This is a genomic window from Massilia luteola (assembly GCF_034420155.1).
GTDB lineage: Bacteria > Pseudomonadota > Gammaproteobacteria > Burkholderiales > Burkholderiaceae_D > Telluria > Telluria luteola.
Window position 1 is genome coordinate 1 of record NZ_JAXOFN010000020.1, and the last position, 19,297, is coordinate 19,297.

Annotated in this window: 10 protein-coding genes; 5 read left to right on the forward strand and 5 right to left on the reverse strand. The window is 64.5% G+C overall.

Translation table 11 applies throughout. The features are described 5' to 3' along the window. The first annotated feature begins 66 nt into the window (after positions 1–66). Positions 67–1,392, forward strand: coding sequence for an ISNCY family transposase (locus U9J41_RS19305; RefSeq protein ID WP_322402055.1), 1,326 nt, complete (start codon positions 67–69; stop codon positions 1,390–1,392). Positions 1,393–1,552: 160 nt separating this feature from the next. On the opposite strand, the gene U9J41_RS19310 is transcribed toward U9J41_RS19305, so the two are convergent. Beyond that, positions 1,553–4,243 carry a TonB-dependent receptor gene (locus tag U9J41_RS19310; RefSeq protein ID WP_322403791.1) on the reverse strand — a complete coding sequence of 897 codons (2,691 nt, stop codon included), beginning with the start codon at positions 4,241–4,243 and terminating at the stop codon, positions 1,553–1,555. Positions 4,244–4,508: 265 nt separating this feature from the next. Continuing rightward, positions 4,509–6,125 carry an NAD(P)/FAD-dependent oxidoreductase gene (locus U9J41_RS19315; protein ID WP_322403792.1) on the reverse strand — a complete coding sequence of 539 codons (1,617 nt, stop codon included), beginning with the start codon at positions 6,123–6,125 and terminating at the stop codon, positions 4,509–4,511. A gap of 794 nt (positions 6,126–6,919) precedes the next feature. Between U9J41_RS19315 and U9J41_RS19320 the strand changes: the two genes are divergently transcribed. Beyond that, entirely contained in the window at positions 6,920–9,751 is a 2,832-nt protein-coding gene (locus U9J41_RS19320; protein WP_322403793.1) for a TonB-dependent receptor domain-containing protein, read from the forward strand. An 86-nt stretch (positions 9,752–9,837) separates the two neighbouring features. On the opposite strand, the gene U9J41_RS19325 is transcribed toward U9J41_RS19320, so the two are convergent. Further along, complete coding sequence (locus tag U9J41_RS19325) at positions 9,838–10,566, reverse strand: 16S rRNA (uracil(1498)-N(3))-methyltransferase (RefSeq protein WP_322403794.1); 729 nt, start codon at positions 10,564–10,566, stop codon at positions 9,838–9,840. Between the two features lie 121 nt (positions 10,567–10,687). Between U9J41_RS19325 and tkt the strand changes: the two genes are divergently transcribed. The 3 genes from tkt (at position 10,688) to U9J41_RS19340 (ending at position 15,420) form a co-directional block, all read left to right on the forward strand. Then, positions 10,688–12,685, forward strand: coding sequence for a transketolase (gene tkt / locus U9J41_RS19330; RefSeq protein ID WP_322403795.1), 1,998 nt, complete (start codon positions 10,688–10,690; stop codon positions 12,683–12,685). A 94-nt stretch (positions 12,686–12,779) separates the two neighbouring features. Further along, complete coding sequence (gap, locus tag U9J41_RS19335) at positions 12,780–13,793, forward strand: type I glyceraldehyde-3-phosphate dehydrogenase (RefSeq protein ID WP_322403796.1); 1,014 nt, start codon at positions 12,780–12,782, stop codon at positions 13,791–13,793. A 139-nt stretch (positions 13,794–13,932) separates the two neighbouring features. Continuing rightward, a complete protein-coding gene (locus U9J41_RS19340) occupies positions 13,933–15,420 on the forward strand; it encodes a tryptophan halogenase family protein (RefSeq protein ID WP_322403797.1) in 1,488 nt (495 codons plus the stop codon). Positions 15,421–15,433: 13 nt separating this feature from the next. On the opposite strand, the gene map is transcribed toward U9J41_RS19340, so the two are convergent. Together map and U9J41_RS19350 are read right to left on the reverse strand one after the other, a co-directional pair. Further along, on the reverse strand, positions 15,434–16,201 hold the full coding sequence (gene map / locus U9J41_RS19345) for a type I methionyl aminopeptidase (protein ID WP_322403798.1): 768 nt from the start codon (positions 16,199–16,201) through the stop codon (positions 15,434–15,436). Between the two features lie 190 nt (positions 16,202–16,391). Continuing rightward, positions 16,392–19,277 carry a TonB-dependent receptor plug domain-containing protein gene (locus U9J41_RS19350; protein ID WP_322403799.1) on the reverse strand — a complete coding sequence of 962 codons (2,886 nt, stop codon included), beginning with the start codon at positions 19,275–19,277 and terminating at the stop codon, positions 16,392–16,394. Positions 19,278–19,297: the final 20 nt, after the last annotated feature.

Below are 19,297 nucleotides of genomic sequence, written 5' to 3' on the forward strand. Positions count from 1 at the left end.
TGTTAGGGCAAAGTTGTAATGTCCGCATTTAGCAAAGTTGAAATGTCCGCTTTTGCTAGATAGCTCATGCTGTCGATTCCGAACGGTTTGGAGTCGAGCGTGGGAAAAATCGGGAGCATTACGATGGAGGAGTTGGAACGCGCCGGGGTCATCGGCGCCAGTATCAAGGGCGAGATCACGGCGGTCATTGCGGCCAGGCGGCTGGGGATAACGACGCGTCAAATACGCCGTCTTCAAAAACGCTTTGAACAAGAAGGCCAGAGCGGGATGATATCCAGGCAGCGGGGCAAGCCGAGCAACAATCGGCTTGCGCCTGAGGTGGCGCAGAAGGCGCTGGGACTGCTACGTGATCACTATGCCGACTTTGGGCCGACGCTGGCTTGCGAGCAACTACGCGAGCGGCATGGCTTGAAACTGTCGAAGGAAACCCTGCGCAACTTGATGATCAAGGCCGGGCTATGGGTCACGAAATCTGCCCACAAGAGCCGTCTTTATCAGCCGCGAGAACGACGTCGGTGCATCGGAGAGTTGGTCCAGATAGACGGCAGTCGTCATCACTGGTTCGAGAAACGTGGCGACGCTTGCACCTTGCTAGTGTATATCGACGATGCGACGGGCAGGATTCAGCATCTGCACTTTGCCGAGACAGAAACGACGGCCAGCTATTTTGAGGCGACTCGACGATACATCGAGCAGCACGGCAGACCGCAAGCGTTCTATGCCGACCGTGCAGCGGTCTTTCGCTCACCATCAGCAACGAACCAGACGAAGACCCAGTTCCAGCGTGCGCTCGATGAACTTGGCATCGAGCTAATCTGTGCCAACTCTCCTCAAGCGAAGGGCCGCGTGGAGCGGGCTAACCGTACGTTGCAAGACCGTCTGGTTAAAACCTTGCGACTGGACGGCATCAACGACATCGAGACCGCAAACGCCTGGTGCGGTGATTTCATCCAGAACTACAACGCACGCTTTTCAGTCGAGCCGGGCAATCCGCTTGACCTGCATGTCGCCCTTAACTCAACTTACAACCTGGATCTGATCCTGGCCATTTGCGACAGCCGAAAACTCAGCGCCAAACTCACCTTGCATCACGGCGGCGTACCGTATCGGTTTGACGATAAGCCTGAGCTTCGCAAGCTGATCGGTCAGTCCATCAACATCCATACCTATGCTGATGGTCGAGTTGAAATGCGCGCTAACGGCAACGTGCTCGCCTATATCCGTATGGAGCAACCGCTGCGGGCGAAGGATGTCGACGTGGATAGCAAAACGCTGCACGCAACTCTCGACAAGAAGAAACGCAATCGCAACTACCGCGAAGATCGAGTTGCCGCCGCCGTCGTGCAGGGGGTGATGACGGCAAGGAAAACGTCCGCTCAGAAGCGCATTTGAAATGTCACATGACGGACATTTCAACTTTGCTCAAAGCGGACATTTTAACTTTGCCTTTACAGGGTGGGCACCCCGTGCCCACCATCGCCGAATCACCGGCGCAATAAAAAACGCCCGGTGCGCGAGCACCGGGCGTTTGCATTGCTACGTGGCGGCCAGCTTAGAACGTGTAGGTCGCACGCGCGTAGAAGGTACGGCCCAGCACATCCGTGTAACGCGGATCGTAGCCGGCCTGGAACGTGGCGTCCTGGTACGACAGCGGCGGATCCTTGTCGAACAGGTTACGCACGCCGACGGTCAGGCCGAGGCCCTTCGGCTGCGTCCAGGCGACGAACGTGTCGAACGTGGTGTACGAAGCGACATGGTTGGTCGGGTCCTGGTCGATGTAGCCGCTCTTGTAGTGCGCGGTCAGGCCGGCCGAGTAGGCGTTCTTGTTCCACACCAGGTTGTTGGTCGACTGCCAGCGGAACACCGGATTCGTGCCCGAGTACACGCCCACGTTCTGGTGCCACTCGCCGCCTTCCGAGTTCTGGTACTCGTACTTGTGGACGTAGGTGGTGTTCGATGCGAACGTGAAGTTGCCGTACGCGGCGCTGCGCAGACGGTAGTTGGCCGACAGGTCGAGACCGTTGGTGATGATGCCACCCAGGTTCTGGTTACGCAGGTCGACATAGCCGCAGGTCGCCGGGTTCGGGCATTGCGAGCCGTCCACCGACAGTTCGCCGTTCGGGTTGCGGTGGTACACGGAGGCGTACTTGACCGGATCCGCGAACACGTCGTCCTGGCTCAGCGTGCTGATCTGGTGATCCAGCTTCAGGGCCCAGAAGTCGAAGCCGACGCTCAGGCCTTTCAGCGGCTCGATCACGAGGCCGAGGGTGGCGTTCTTCGACTTCTCAGGCTGCAGCGTGTTGCTGCCGCCGCCCAGCACCTGGAACTGCTGGCTGCAGTTCGCGGCGCGCGAGTGGCCCGGCAGCGGGGTGCCGCCCGGGCAGTTGATCGGGTCGTCGTAGGTGCCGGCGGTGTTGGTGTAGGTCTGTGCCGAGTGGATCTCGTACAGCGACGGCGCGCGGAAGCCGGTCGAGTACGAACCGCGCAGCATCACGGACTGGGTCGGCTGCCAACGGAACGAGACTTTCGGGTTCGTCGAGTTGCCGAAGTCGCTGTACTTGTCGAAGCGGACCGAACCCGTCACGTCCAGGGTCTTGTTGATCGGGACGTTCAGTTCGCCGTAGCCGGCGAACACGTGGCGCGTGCCCGAGTTGAACGTGTTCGGGTCGATACCGGTCGATGCGACGACGCGCTCGGCGAACTCCGTGTTGGCGGCGCTCGTGAACTTGTCGTACGTGCCCTGGACACCCAGTGCCAGTGCGGCGGCGCGGCCGGCGTTCAGCCAGTCGCCCACTTCGCGGCTGGCGTGGAAGTCGGCGCCGGTCGATTGGCCACGGGCGGTCTGGATGGTGCCCGACAGTGCGGCCGAGTTCAGCAGGGCGGTGCCTGCGGCGGACTGGTCGCCGAACGGGTTGATGACACCGTTCAGGACGCCCTGGGTGATGATGCCGCCGTCGCTGTAGCCGAACAGCTGTTCCTGCACGCGGTTTTCGTTCCAGGTGACGGCGCTCTCGTAGTCCCAGCCGCCGATGTTACCCTGCAGCGAGACGACCAGGCGCTGCTGGCGGTTCGTGTTCTTGTCCTGGCGCACGCCGTTCGGCATGTCGCGCCACTTCACGTGGGCGAAGCCCGGTTGCACGCCGTCCGGCATGAACGCTTCGGTGTAGGCCGGATCGAGGCCGGAGGTCGGGTAGTACGGGTTGGCCGTGCCGTCCGGACGCAGGCGGTTCATGTACAGGCCGCCGTACGGGACCGGTGCGATGGTCGTCGCGACGATGCTCTGGCTCGTCAGGTACTCGACGCCCAGTTCGTGCTCGCCCAGCTTCATGGTGCCGCGGATCAGGCCGGAGTCGCGCACGTTGCGCGGGATGTAGTCGACGAACGACGAGGTCGTCATCAGGCAGCCGGTGCCGCCGTCCGGGATCAGGTGGACGCCGGTCGTGCAGCCCGGACCCGCCGGGTTGACGCTGTCGCCGCCCTGGTAGTAGTTGGCAGGGAAGGTCGACGACGACAGGCCACCCGGGTAGCGGGTGTTGTACGAGCGGTCGGTACCGTTCACCGGATACTGTTCCTGGTGGTCGATCACGGCCGAGATGTTCCAGCCGTTGGTGTCCAGGTCGCCGAAGCCGAAGGCCACGTTGGCGTTGATCGAACGGCCGCCGCCATGCGACGGGACGTCTTCGCCGAAGGTGGCGACGCCGCCCTGGAAATTCTTCTTGGTGATGAAGTTGATCACGCCGCCGACGGCGTCGGAGCCGTACAGCGACGATGCGCCGTCGCGCAGCACTTCGACGCGCTCGAGCGCGGCGAACGGGATCATGTTCAGGTCGGGGGCCGAGCTGTCGTAGGCATTGTTCGCCAGGCGACGGCCGTTCAGCAGCACCAGGGTCTTGTTCTGGCCGATGCCGCGCAGGTCGGCGAACGAGGCGCCGCCGGTGCTGGCACCGACCGACTGGCTGGTGCCTTGCTGGGCTTGCGAGACGCTCAGGTTGGCCATCACCTGTTCGATCGTGGTGATGCCTTCCTTTTTCAGGTCGTCGGCACGGATCACCGTGACGGGCACGGAGGTCTCAGCGTCGATGCGTTTGATTGCCGAGCCGGTGATTTCGACGCGGGCGATAGGGGCCTGCTGGACGTCCTGGGTTTGTGCCAGGGCGTTACCGGCGAAACCAAAGCCGGCCGCGAGGGTGGTGCCGGAGAATACGAGGCGCAGGGTGCGCGCCATGGTTTTTTCAGTGAGCATCTTGGTCCTGTTGTTTTAGGTAAGCAAGTTTGAAATAGCGGTTCACCAATATTTCAAGACTGGTAAAGATACACCACAGAAACTTAAAACGACGTAATTTTGTTGCGTAATTACGTCAAAAACAGACAGATTTGCATCTGTCGATGCAAGAAACTGAAAAACACAGTGTCTTCGTGAAATCTTTTGATGCCCAGATTCATCATTTGCGTCGGCGTGAAGACACGACAGGGCCGGCCGGCACCGGCCCCGGAACCGATGCGGAGGATCAGCCGACCATCGCCAGCGCGACGGCTTCGGCGACGCGGATGCCGTCGATGGCGGCCGACATGATGCCGCCCGCGTAGCCGGCGCCTTCGCCCGCCGGGTACAGGCCGCGCGTATTCAGGCTCTGCAGGTTGTCGTCGTGGCGCTTGATGCGGATCGGCGACGACGTGCGCGTCTCGACGCCCGTCAGCACGGCGTCTTCCTTGTAATACCCCTTGATCTGCTTGTCGAAGGCGACGAAGGCTTCGCGCATCGCGACGATGGCGTAGTCGGGCAGGGAGGGGGCGAGGTCGGTCAGGTGCACGGCCGGCTTGAACGACGGGACGACGCTGCCGAATTCGGTCGACGCCACGCCACGCACGAAGTCGCCCATCAACTGGCCCGGCGCATCGTAGTTGCCGCCGCCCAGCACGAAGGCGCGCGATTCCAGTTCGCGCTGGAAGGCAATGCCGGCCAGCGGGTGGCCCGGGTAGTCGGCCGGCGTGATGCCGACGACGATGGCGCTGTTGGCATTGCGTTCGGCGCGCGAATACTGGCTCATGCCGTTCGTCACGACGCGGCCTTCCTCGGACGAGGCGGCCACGACGGTGCCGCCCGGGCACATGCAGAAGCTGTACACGCTGCGGCCGTTGGAAGCATGGTGCACGATCTTGTAGTCGGCCGCGCCGAGGATCTCGTTGCCGGCGTTCGGGCCGAAGCGGCACACGTCGATCAGCGATTGCGGGTGTTCGACGCGGAAGCCGATCGAGAACGGCTTGGCCTCGACGTAGACGCCGCGTTCGTACAGCATCTCGAACGTGTCGCGCGCGCTGTGGCCGACGGCCATCACGAGGTGGCGGGTCGGGATCGTCTCGCCCGTATGCAGCCTGACGCCGACGACCTGGCGGGCATTTTCCTCACCCTCGATCAGGACGTCTTCCACGCGCGTCTGGAAGCGGATCTCGCCGCCCAGCGCGAGGATCTCGGCGCGCATCTGCTCGACCATCTTGACGAGGCGGAAGGTGCCGATGTGCGGCTTGCTGACGTACAGGATTTCTTCCGGCGCGCCCGACTTCACGAATTCGTTCAGCACCTTGCGGCCGTAGTGCCTGGGGTCCTTGACCTGGCTGTACAGCTTGCCGTCCGAGAACGTGCCCGCGCCGCCTTCGCCGAACTGCACGTTCGATTCCGTGTTCAGCTTGCGCTTGCGCCAGAAGCCGAAGGTGTCGACGGTGCGCTCGCGCACGATCTTGCCGCGCTCCAGCACGAGCGGCCTGTAGCCCATCTGCGCCAGGATCAGCGCCACGAACAACCCGCACGGCCCCATGCCCACGACGACCGGACGCGGCATGCCCGGGGCCGGCAGCGCCTGCGTCACGAACTTGTAGCCGGTATCGGGCGCGGGGACGATGTGCGGATCGCGCGCCAGCCGGGCCAGCACGGCCGCTTCATCGCGCACGTCGACGTCGAGCGCGTAGATCAGGACGATGGCGCTCTTCTTGCGCGCGTCGTAGCTGCGCTTGTAGACCGTGAAATCGATCAGGTCTCTGCCTTCGATGCCAAGCCGGCCGACGATGGCGTCGCGCAGGGCGTGGTCGGGGTGGTTCAGGGGGAGTTTGAGTTCGTTAATTCGCAGCATGATGAGTGGTGGCCGGCGCGCGGCGGCGCCGGACGGGCGCCGTGCCGGCGGCGGCAGATCGGTACAGGCGCCAGTATAAGGCATCGGCCGCGCGGGCCGACAGGAAAGGCCGGGGCGGCTGTGGTGCCCGGACCTGCCGTTTACGTCAATTGTGTTGTAAGCAAGCAACCGATATTGGTTTCCTCCATGCATGCCGGCGACCCGGACGTCATGGGCCGCGTCCATACTTTCATGCTATATGCATACATACGCGAAAATTCTTGCTGCGGTGCTTCGGGCGTCATCCTGGAAGGAATCGGCGAATATTTACATCGGGCCGCAGTGATTCACTTTGACGGTGCAATTTTTGTTTAAAGAAAAGCCCTTTCTGGTGCTGCATCGCACCAGCAAAAATGTTAATTATTCCTTTTCGAAAATGTGTTGTTTCTACACATTTCAACAATTGTGTTTTATTGACACTTTCGCTTTTGCTATGGTTTTATCGACACGTCAGTAACGTTTGATATCGATGAAACGTTAATTGAGAGGGTTCGTCCTACAGGGCGAATGAGGAAAAAACACAGCAATTCAGTGTGTCCGTGAATGTAGTTCAAACGCACCAGGCCAAAAGCCTTTGCAGGCAACGGTGGTGCACGTGGGGGCGGCGCAGCTTGGCCGCCCCCGCGCGTAAGCGCCGTACTGCATGTGGTGATCGTAAGAAACCACTTTGAGAGATTCGAGAAGGAGAAGTATTCATGACGTTTAAATTGAAGTCGATGCCATTTGCGATTTCGTGCGCAATTGCCAGCGGTGCCATGTTCGCAGTGCCGGCCATGGCGCAGGCGCAAGACAGTGCCGCGCCCCAGGCAGTCCAGCGCGTGGTCGTGACCGGTTCGCTGATCAGCCGTACCGACACCGAAACCCCGGCACCCGTGCAGGTGCTGACTGCGCAGGACATCCAGCGCAGCGGCAAGACCTCCATCGGCGAACTGCTGAACGACCTCGCCGCCAACGGCCAGGGCACGCTCGGTTCCGGCTTCTCGGGCGCATTCGCGAACGGCGCGCAAGGCGTCTCGCTGCGCGGCCTGACCGTCGGCGCGACCCTGGTGCTGGTCGATGGCCACCGCATCGCTCCTTATCCGCTGTCGGACGACTCGCAGCGCTCCTTCGTCGACGTTTCCAACATTCCGTTCGACGCCATCGACAGCATCGAAGTACTGAAGGCCGGCGCCTCGTCGACCTATGGTTCGGACGCGATCGCCGGCGTGGTCAACATCAAGCTGAAGAAAAACCTGACCGGCACCCGCTTCAGCGCCGAGACCGGCACCACCCAGCACGGCGGCGGCGACACGCACAAGGCGTCGTTCAGCACCGGCATCGGTGACCTGGACAACGACGGCTACAACGCCTTCATCACGGCGGAATGGCGCCGCCAGGGCGACATCAAGACGTCCGATCGCGACCAGTTCATGTGGGACAACGCGGACTGGCGTTCGCGCGGCGGCAACGACCTGCGCGTCGGCGTGCCGTCCAGCATCAACAGCTTCCTGACCACGGCCAACAGCCCGTTCCTGTACAACCCGGCCGGCGCCGGCGGCGTCAAGAATGCGGCGAACTTCCAGTTCCTGGACCCGTCGGCATGTAACTACGCGAAGTACATGTCGGGCGGCTGCGCGGTGCGCGACACGACCACCAACATCCAGCCGGCCACCGAGAACATCAACGTGATGGTCGGCCTGACCAAGAAGCTGAACAACGACTGGGAACTGGCCTTCAAGGGCTCGATGTTCCAGCGTAACAGCATCAACAACCGCGGCAGCTCCTACCCGACGACCGGCACGTTCGGCTCGTTCATGCCGAGCTATTCGCCAACCACCGTCCCCGGCAACACCTCGCTGAACAACGGCGTGCTGGTCACGCAGATCGGCCGCGTGCCGAGCACCCTGATCCCGGCCACCGCCTCGTACAACCAGCTGGGCGCCGCGGCCCGCCTGTACGGTTTCATCCCGGGCGTGGATCCGGTCACGACCATCGACAACACGGCCAAGACGACCCGCTTCGCCCTCGACCTGCACGGCAGCGCCTACGGCTGGGACGTGAACGCGGCCGCCGGCGTCACCGAGACCAAGCTGGACCTGAAGTACAGCGGCTACATCGACCGTCTCGCGCTGTACAACGCGATCTTCAACGGTTCCTGGAACCCGGTCGGCGGCAACGCGCCTGCGCTGGTCGACCAGATCTCGCCGCGATTCTCCAACTCGCTCGATTCGAAGCTGAACTACATCGACCTGGTGGGTTCGCGCGAACTGATGCAATGGGGTGCGGGCCCGGTCGCCCTGGGTGCCGGCGTGCACTGGCACAAGCGCCAGCAGAACGCCCCGGCCGCCAGCCTGACGGCCAACGGCCAGGTCGCCAACACCTCCGCCTTCGTGATCGGCGACGAGACCAACTCCGCGGTCTTCGCCGAACTGCAGGCGACGCCGATCAAGAACCTCGAAGTCGGCGTCTCGAGCCGCTACGACCACTTCGACACCTACGGCAACTCGTTCACGCCGGCCGCCAAGTTCAAGTGGTCGCCGTCGAAGATGTTCGGTGTGCGCGGCACGTTCGCCCGCGGCTTCCGCGCGCCGAACCCGGCCGAGGTGGGCAATGCCGGTTCGTTCTTCACGTTCAACGCGATCAACGACCCGATCCTGTGCAAGGACGGCCACCAGTACACCGCCGGCAACGTGCCTTCGTCCTGCGGCATGAACCCGCCGTACGTCCAGGTCACCAGCAAGGACCTGTCGCCGGAGAAGTCGAAGTCGTACACGCTCGGCATCATCGTCGAACCGGTCAAGGGCCTGAACGCGACGCTCGATTACTACAAGATCGAAGTGCGTAACCAGATCGTGACGGCGGCCGGCAACGACCCGAGCTTCTCGCCCGACTTCGTGCGCGGCCCGGCCACCCCGGTCGACATCGCGACCGGCGTCGGCACCGGCACCACCGTCGGCACCCCGGCGGTCGGCCCGATCATCTACGCGAAGTCGCCGTACATCAACCTGGGCGGCACCAAGACGTCGGGTATCGAGGCGGACGTCGGCTACCGCTGGCGCCTGCCGAGCGACATGGGTATCGTGCACGCCAACCTGAGCGCTTCGCACACGTTCACGTACATCACCGAAGCCGCGGGCGGCGTGACGTATGAGCTGGCCGGTACGCAGGGCCCGTCCGTGGTCTCGGGCGCAACCGGTTCGCCGAAGGACCGTGCCCAGTTCACCCTGGGCTGGAACCGTGGCCCGCTGGACATGACCGCGACCATGAACTACACGAGCTCGTTCTCGACGATGGACCCGTCGCTGGGTGCGACGGACTGCGCGTCGACCGGTCTCGACGTCGGTGGCCGCCGTTATTTCCAGGGCGTGGACCAGCCGGGCGTGTACTGCGAAGTGCGCTCGTTCACGACGACGAACCTGAACGTCGTGTACAAGGTCTCGCAGAACCTGAGCCTGAAGGCCGCGATCCTGAACCTGTTCGACCGCCAGCCGCCGATCGACGTCGCCACCTACGGCAACGCCGGCAACCAGACGGCCTACAACGCCTCGCTGCACCAGGCAGGCGCCGTCGGTCGCTTCTACAGCCTCGGCCTGAACTACGTGTTCTGACCGGCCTTGGCGCGGCGGCAGCGATGCCGCCGCTCCGCACAATCCCGCCCGCAGCCCCGCTGCCGGCGGGATTTTTATTTATTGACTCAGATGCCGCCCCAGCCCGCGGCCAGGATCGCGAGCGCGGCCAGCCCGGCAGTCTCCGTGCGCAGCACCCGCGGCCCCATCGACAACGCGAGCGCGCCCGCGGCCAGCGCCGCGTCTTCTTCCTGTTCCGTGAAGCCGCCTTCCGGGCCGACGAGCAGGGTGACGTCCTGCGCGGGCGTCTGCCGCGTCCACTGCGCGAGCGACGCATCGGCGCGCGGGGACAGCAGGATGCGCACGCCGCCCGCCGCGTCCTGGCCGAGCCAGCGCTGGAAGTCCTGGACGGGCGCGACGTCGGCCAGGCGGTTGCGGCCGCACTGCTCGGACGCACTGACGACGACGCCTTGCCAGTGCGCCAGCCGCTTGTCGGCGCGCTCGCCGGACAGCCTCACGACGGACCGCTGCGCGGCCAGCGGCTGGATCGCCGACGTCCCGAGTTCGACGGCCTTTTCGATGATCCAGTCCATCTTGCTGCCCTCGGGCAAGCCCTGGGCGAGGGTCACGCGGAAGGGCAGTTCCACGTCGACGGCGTCGACCGCCAGGACTTCGGCGGTGGCGCGGCGCTTGCCGATCTCGACGAGCCGCGCGCGCACCTGGCCGCCCTCGCCATTGAACAGCACCAGTTCGTCGCCGCTCTGCTGGCGCACGACGTGCAGGTGGTGGGCGACCGCTTCCGGCAGGTCGACGAGGCCGCCGGGGAGGAGCGGCTGGGGGCAGTAGAAACGTGGCATGGATGGCAATCGGAACCGTTGACGAGCCGGCATTTTAAATCCCGCCGACCATGCTCTGGTAAAATACGCGGTTAAGGCCAGCTCGTGCCACCGCTTTCCTATCCTCAGACTCCACACACCCATGAAATCTCTGCAAACCACCACCTTGATGGCCAACGCAATCCGCGCGCTGGCGATGGACGCCGTCCAGAAGGCGAATTCCGGCCACCCCGGCATGCCGATGGGCATGGCCGAGATCGCCGTCGCGCTGTGGGATGGCCACTATCGCCACAACCCGGCCAATCCGGGCTGGATGAACCGCGACCGCTTCCTGCTGTCGAACGGCCACGGCTCGATGCTGCATTACGCGCTGCTGCACCTGTCGGGCTACGACCTGTCGATGGACGACCTCCGCAACTTCCGTCAGATGCACAGCAAGACGCCGGGCCACCCGGAAGTCGGCATCACGCCGGGCGTGGAAACGACCACCGGCCCGCTGGGCCAGGGCATCGCCAACGCCGTCGGCATGGCCCTCGCGGAGTGGCTGCTGGCCAAGGAATTCAACCGTCCGGGCTTCGACATCGTCGACCACTACACGTATGCGTTCGTGGGTGACGGCTGCCTGATGGAAGGCATCTCGCACGAAGTCGCGTCGCTGGCCGGCACGCTGCGCCTGAACAAGATGATCTGGCTGTACGACGACAACGGCATCTCGATCGACGGCAAGGTCGAAGGCTGGTTCACGGACGACACGCCGAAGCGCTTCGAAGCGTACGGCTGGAACGTGATCCCGGGCGTGGACGGCCACGACGTCGCGGCGGTCGATGCCGCCATCGCCAAGGCCAGGAAGTCGGACCGTCCGACGCTGATCTGCTGCAAGACGATCATCGGCAAGGGCTCCCCGAACCTGCAGGGCGGCGACAAGGTGCACGGCGCCGCGCTGGGCGAGAAGGAAGTCGCCGCGGTGCGCGAACACCTGATCTGGGACGCGGTCCCGTTCGATATCCCGGCCCCGATCTACGAAGCGTGGGACCAGAAGCAGAAGGGTGCCGCCGTCGAAGGCGCGTGGAACGAGGTGTTCGCCGGCTATCGCGCGCAGTATCCGGAGCTGGCCGCCGAATTCGAGCGCCGCATGAAGGGCGAACTGCCGGGCAAATTCGAGGAGACGCTGGCCGCCGCCATCGCGTCGACCATCGACAAGAAGGAAACGATCGCCACCCGCAAGGCGAGCCAGAACGCGATCCAGGCACTGGCGCCGGTGCTGCCGGAGTTCCTGGGCGGCTCGGCCGACCTGACCGGCTCGAACCTGACCAACTGGAAGGAATCGATCCCGCTGCGTTCGGGCACGCCGGGCAACCACATCAACTACGGCGTGCGCGAATTCGGCATGTCGGCCATCATGAACGGCATCGCCCTGCACGGCGGTTTCATCCCGTTCGGCGCCACGTTCCTGACGTTCTCGGACTACAGCCGCAACGCGCTGCGCATGGCCGCGTTGATGAGGATCCGCTCGCTGTTCGTGTTCACCCACGACTCGATCGGCCTGGGCGAAGACGGCCCGACGCACCAGTCGGTCGAACACGTCTCGTCGCTGCGCCTGATCCCGAACCTGGACAACTGGCGTCCGTGCGACACGACCGAATCGACCGTCGCCTGGGGCGAAGCGGTCAAGCGCAAGGACGGTCCGTCGACCTTGATCTTCTCGCGCCAGAACCTGCCGTTCATGGAACGTGACGCGGCGACCGTCGCGAACGTCGCCAGGGGCGGCTACGTGCTGCGCGATGTGCAGAACCCGACCGCCGTGCTGATCGCGACCGGTTCGGAAGTGGAACTGGCGGTGAAAGCCGCCGAAACCCTGGCTGGCCAGGGACTCCAGGTGCGTGTGGTGTCGATGCCGTCGACCGACGTGTTCGAGCGCCAGGACGCGGCCTACAAGGCTGCCGTGCTGGGCCGCGGCATCCCGCGCGTGGCCGTCGAGGCCGGTGTGACGGACTTCTGGTACAAGTACGTCGGCCTGGAAGGTGCCGTGGTGGGCATCGATACCTTCGGCGAATCGGCCCCGGCCCCGGTGCTGTTCAAGCACTTCGGCTTCACGGTCGAGAACGTGGTCGCCAAGGTCAAGGCCGTTCTCGCGGCCTGATGGATTGCGCCCGCCGCACGGTCCGCGGGCTGTCCGTACGGCGGGTTTCACGCTATGCTTCGGTGTTAGGATTTTTTTAATCAGGAGTGAATAAATGACGATCAAAGTAGCAATCAACGGTTATGGCCGCATCGGCCGCAACGTGCTGCGCGCTTTCTACGAAGGCGGCAAGAAGCAGGACATCCAGATCGTGGCGCTGAACGACCTCGGCAATGTCGAGCACAACGCCCATCTGACCCGTTACGACACCACGCACGGCAAGTTCCCGGGCACCGTCGAAGTCGACGGCGACTTCATGATCGTCAACGGCGACCGCATCCGCGTGTACGCGCAGCGCAACCCGGCGGAACTGCCGTGGGGCGAGCTGGGCGTGGACGTCGTGCTGGAATGCACCGGCTTCTTCACCACCAAGGAAAAGGCGTCGGCCCACCTGAAGGGCGGCGCCAAGAAGGTCATCATCTCGGCACCGGGCGGCAAGGACGTCGACGCCACCATCGTGTTCGGCGTCAACCAGGACGTGCTGAAGTCGACCGACACCGTGATCTCGAACGCGTCCTGCACCACCAACTGCCTGGCCCCGCTGGTCAAGCCGCTGAACGATGCCATCGGCCTGGAAAACGGCCTGATGACCACCGTGCACGCCTACACCAACGACCAGGTGCTGACCGACGTGATGCACGAAGACCTGCGCCGCGCCCGTTCGGCCACGCAGTCGATGATCCCGACCAAGACCGGCGCCGCCGCCGCCGTCGGCCTCGTGCTGCCGGAACTGAACGGCAAGCTGGACGGCTACGCGATCCGCGTGCCGACCATCAACGTGTCGATCGTCGACCTGTCGTTCATCGCCAAGCGCGACACGACCGTCGAAGAGATCAACAAGCTGATGAAGGACGCCGCCGAGAACGGTCCGCTGAAAGACATCCTGACGTACAACACCGAGCCGCTGGTGTCGGTCGACTTCAACCACAACCCGGCCTCGTCGAACTTCGACTCGACCCTGACCAAGGTGTCGGGCCGCCTGGTGAAGGTGTCGTCGTGGTACGACAACGAGTGGGGCTTCAGCAACCGCATGCTGGACACCACCGTGGCGCTGATGAACGCGAAGTAATCCACGAAGCGACGGCGGGCGCATGACGCCTGCCGTCGCTTTTTTGTCGTTTTATTTGTACTTAATATATATAAAACTATCTGTTTGGCATTAGACTGCTTAAAGTGGCGGGCTAGACGGGATCGGGAGGAGAGGCGACATGGCAACGGCTTACAAACGCATCGTGATCGTCGGTGGCGGCACTGCCGGGTGGATGACCGCGATCGCCGTGAAGACAGCCCAGCCCGGCAGCACGGTCGAGCTGGTTGAATCGGAAGAGATCGGCATTGTCGGCGTCGGGGAGGCGACCTTCCCGTCGATCCGCGACTTCCACGCGTCGGTAGGCATCGACGAGGCCGAGTTCGTGCGTGCCACCAACGGCACGTTCAAGCTGGGCATCCAATTCCGCGACTGGCGCACCCAAGGGGAACACTATTTCCATACGTTCGGCAATTTCGCCGACGTGGCCGGTCCGACGTGCCTGTGGGGCCAGTACCGCCGGGTCGACGATCCCACGCTGGGTGTGCTGGGCGACCAATGCCTGCCCACCGTGATGGCCATGCAGGGCCGCTTCGCGAAGCCGCCCAAGGAACAGGCGAACCTGTACACCTACGCCTACCATTTCGACGCGAATCTGTATGCCGCATTCCTGCGCACCGTCGCCGTGAAGCGCGGCGTCAGGCGCACCGAAGGGCGCATCGTCGAGGTCATGCGCCGCGCCGACGGCGGCGTCGACCGGCTCAAGCTGGAGGATGGCCGCACGGTGGCCGGTGACCTGTTCATCGACTGCTCGGGTTTCTCGTCGCTGCTGCTGGGACGCACGCTGGAAGAGCCCTGGGTCGATTTCAGCCATTGGCTGCCGGTGGACCGGGCCTGGGCCGTGCCGAGCGCGCCGGTCGGCGCCGCCATCACGCCGTACACCCGGGCGACCGCCCTCGAAGCGGGCTGGGCATGGCGCGTCCCGCTCAGCGACCGCATCGGTAACGGCCACGTGTTCTCCAGCCGTCACATCGACGCGAGCCGCGCGCGCGAACAATTGCTCGAACAGCTGGACGGCCCGGCCCTGGCCGAGCCCCGCCTCCTGCGCTTCACCACCGGCCACCGCGAACGCTTCTGGGTACACAACGTCGTCGCCCTGGGGTTGTCATCCGGCTTCCTGGAGCCGCTCGAATCGACCAGCATCATGATGATCCAGCGTGGCCTGAATCATATGCTCGATGCGCTCAAGCCGGGCGTGCCGCCCGCCGCGCCCGTTGTCGAGGCCTACAACCGAAACATGGCAAAGATGTACGCGCGCATCCGCGACTTCATCATCCTGCACTATTGCCTCAGCGCGCGCCGCGACAGCCAGTTTTGGCGCGACATGGTCACCATGGAGCTGCCCGACACGCTCGCCTTCAAGATGCATGTGTGGCGCCAGACCGGCGCGCTGAACCTGTACAGCACGGCGGAAGGGTTCGCGTCTTCCAGCTGGCTCGCGATCTACGCCGGCATGGGGACCTGGCCGGAATTCCTCGACCCCGTGCTCAACGAGGTGCCGCACGAGGAAGCGCGGCAGGCGTTGCGCCAGCGGCGCGAGCAGATCGCCGCGATGGCGGCGGCGATGCCCCCGCACGACGACTACCTGCGCGGCATCCTGCGCAAATAAGCCCGCCGGCCGCTCAGCCCTTGCGTGGCCAAGGCGTGAGGATCTCGAAGCCGTTCTTGGTCACCGCGATCATGTGCTCCCACTGCGCCGACAACGACCGGTCGCGCGTCACGACCGTCCAGCCGTCGTCGAGCTGCTCGACGTCCGGATCGCCCAGGTTGATCATGGGTTCGACGGTGAAGGTCATGCCTTCCTTGATGAGCGTGCCCGTGTTCGGGCGGCCGTAGTGCAGCACCTGCGGGTCTTCGTGGTAGACCTTGCCGATGCCGTGGCCGCAGTACTCGCGCACGACCGAATAACCGGCGGCCTCCGCCAGCTTCTGGATCGCATGGCCGACGTCGCCCAGGCGCGCGCCCGGGCGCACGGCGCGGATGCCGGCCATCATGGCCTCATACGTCGTGTCGACGAGCTTCTTCGCTTCCGGGCTGGGCGTGCCGACGAAGTACATGCGGCTCGTGTCGCCGTGCCAGCCGTCCTTGATGACGGTGACGTCGATGTTGACGATGTCCCCGTCCTTGAGGATCTCGGCGGGCGCGGGGATGCCGTGGCAGACGACGCTGTTGACCGACGTGCACAGGGTCTTGGGAAAGCCGTGGTAGCCGACGTTGGCCGGCGTGGCCTTCTGCACCTTGCGGATGTAGTCGTTGCAGCGCCGGTCGAGTTCCTCGGTGGAGACGCCGGGGACGACGTATTCGCCGATCATTTCCAGCACCTCGGCCGCCAGCCGGCCGGAGACGCGCATTTTCGCGATGTCTTTTTCTGTCTTGAGTTTGATAGCCATGTTCACTTTCGTTGGGCCGCGCCGCCGCGTTGCCGGGCCGGCCGATGGCGCATGATACCGCCAAGATGCCCGCGGCGTAAGCTGGGCGGCAAACGTGGCGCAGCGTCGCCGTGCGCCGAAAAAAAAGCCGCCCGCGCAGGGCGGGCGGCTTGGCGCGTCCGGCACGCGCGCGTGCCGGAGAGGCGGTCGATCAGAGCTTGACGCGGATACCTGCGTACCAGCGGCGGCCGATCGGGTCGTAGGTGCCGCCGTCGGTCTCGGTGCCGGTCACGTCGCCCGGCAGGCCGGAGATGATCGGCGGCGCCTTGACGTCGAACGCGTTGTCGAGGCCGAAGTACAGCTCGGTCTTCTTCATCAGCTGGTACGACACCTGCATGTTCGTGTAGGTGCGCGAACCGACTTGCAGCGAGTTCGCCGGCAGGTCGAAGCCCGACAGGAACTGGTCGTCCAGCGACGAACGGCCGATGTAGTCGAACGTGGCGTTGACGTTCAGGTCCTTCCAGCGATAGCCCAGGTTCAGGTTCGCCTTGTTCTTCGGCGCGCCGATTTCACCGGCGAACGGATCGCGGTCCGCGCCCGGCAGCGGCACGTCGTAGCCCGTCTTCACGTAGGTGTACGCGAGGCGGGTCGACAGGGTGCCCGGGCCGACGCGGTCGTTCCAGGCCGCGGTCAGGTCGATGCCCGAGGTGGCCTTGCCGCCGCTGTTCGACACGGCGGTGTCGATGTAGCGCAGGGCGCCGGCGCTGCTGGCGCCGTTCGCGGTCGGCCAGCGGGTGATGAACTGGCACATGGCCGGGTTCGTGCCGCTGTAGCAGCCGGTCAGCGCGAACTGGCGCGGGGTCGACACGATCGCATCGGCGATCTTGATGTTGAAGTAGTCGGCCGTGAAGGTGAAGCGCTTCAGCATCGGGATCGAACGCGGGGACCAGACGACGCCCAGGGTGGTCGAACGGCCTTTTTCCGCGTGCAGGTTCGGGTTGCCGCGGTTGTAGCCGCTGACGCCCTGCTGGTCGGCCAGGGTATTCGTGAACTGGCCGTTCTTGGCGATGTTCGCGGCCACGCCCGGATCGGCGCGGCAGCGTGCATCGTACACGCCTTGCGACGTCGCGGTCACGCCTTCGCACGGGTCGGTCAGGCCGGTCGGGAAGTCCTGGCTCGGTGCCTGGTACAGCTCGTTGATGTCCGGCGCACGGGTCGACAGCGAGCGGGTGCCGCGCAGCTTGACGTCGTCGACGACGGTCCATTCGAAGCCGGCGTTCCAGCTGTTGGTGCTGCCCACCGACGAGTAGTCGCCGTGGCGGAAGGCGATCGGCAGGCTCAGTTCCTTGATGAAGGGCAGGTCCTTCAGGATCGGCACGTGGGCTTCGACGAAGGCTTCGCGCACGCTGAAATCGCCTTGCGTCGGCGGGGTCGCGTTGCCGGCGTTGAGGCCGGCCTGGGTCAGTGCGTCAGGCGTCGATTCCGAGTACTCCTTGCGGAACTCGACACCGGCGGCGATGCCGAGCGGGCCGGCCGGCAGGTCGAAGATTTCTCCGTCGATGTGGCCGCCAGCCAGCTTCTGCGTGGTGCGGGTCGTCAGCGAGCCCGGCGCGTTCACGTAGGCCAGCGCTTCCTTGCTGATCGAGTTGAAGCCGAAGATATTGATCGGCACGCAACCCTGGGTGACCGCGTTGGCGTCCGCGCACACCGGGTTGCCATTCGCGTCGGGGATGGCGCTCAGCGCGTTGCGGAAGTTCAGGACGTTGACCTGGCCGCTCGACTGCTGGGCTTCCTTGGTCTGGCCATACGAGACATAGGCTTCGTAGTTCCAGTCCTTCCACGCATGGAAGTCGCCTTTCAGGCCGGTGGCGAGGCGGAAGGTGTCGCGGTCCACGGTGTTGCTGCGGGTGCCGACTTCGGCCATGCGGCGCGTGAACGAGTAGTCGGGAATGCCGTCGCCGTCGGTGTCGCTGATACGGTCGTACAGGTATTGCGGCACCAGCGGGTTCTTCACCAGCGTGCCGTTGACCATGGTACCGGCCGGCACCTGGGCGTTGCTGAAGATGTCGGCCGAGCTCAGCGCGAACGGCTCGATCACGCTGCCCGAGCGGGTCGAGACATACGTGCCTTCGATGAAGGCGCTGTTGTGCTCGTCGATCTTGCGCTCGCCGTTCAGGGCCAGCACGAAGCGGTCGACCGGCACGGCGATCGAACGATAGAACGAACGGTTGAAGCCGGATACCGAGGAGACGAACGGGATCGGATTGCCGTTCGCGTCGTAGGTGTAGCTGCCGCTCTTGCCGTTGGCGCCCGTGTAGGTGAAGCGGCCTTGCGGCGCGTAGCTGGAGTAGGTCGGACGGACCGCGACGAAGGCGTCGGCCGGGTCCCCGGTGTCGACGACCATCTTCGACGACTGGTCGACCGCCGAGGCTTCGCGGTTGCGCGACCACACCTGGCCGTCGCGCGTGAAGCCGATGTGGCCCATCAGGAAGCCGTTGTCGTTGCTGGTGCCGAAGGTGATCGACAGCTTGCGCTTCTCGCTGTCGCCCTTCGAGCTCTCGCCACCCTGGGCGTCGATCGTGAGGCCGTCGAAATTACGCTTGGTGATGATGTTGACCACACCCGCCACGGCGTCCGAGCCGTAGGCTGCCGAGGCGCCGCCGGTCATCAGTTCGACGCGTTCGACGAAGTCGGTCGGGATCGCGTTCAGGTCGACCGCGGCGCTGCCCGGCACGCCGGACACGAAGCGGCGGCCGTTGACCAGCACCAGGGTACGCGAGGTGCCCAGGTTGCGCAGGTCGACGGTGGCCACGCCGGCGCCGGACGTCAGGAATGCCGTGTTGGTCCGGCTGTAGGTCGGCGTGCCCAGGGTCGGGTTTTGCAGCAGCAGGTCCTGCAGGTTGTTGGCACCCGAGGCGGCGATGTCCCGTGCGGTCAGCACCTGCAGCGGCGACGGCGACTCCGCGTTCGGCGAGGCAATGCGCGAACCGGTGACCTCGACGCGCTGCATCGGCGCGGTCTGCGTGTCCTGTGCGTATGCCCCCTGCACCGCAAGGGCGACGCCGCCAAGGCAGATCATCCGGATTGAACGGGACAAGTTTTTCTCTCTCATATTTT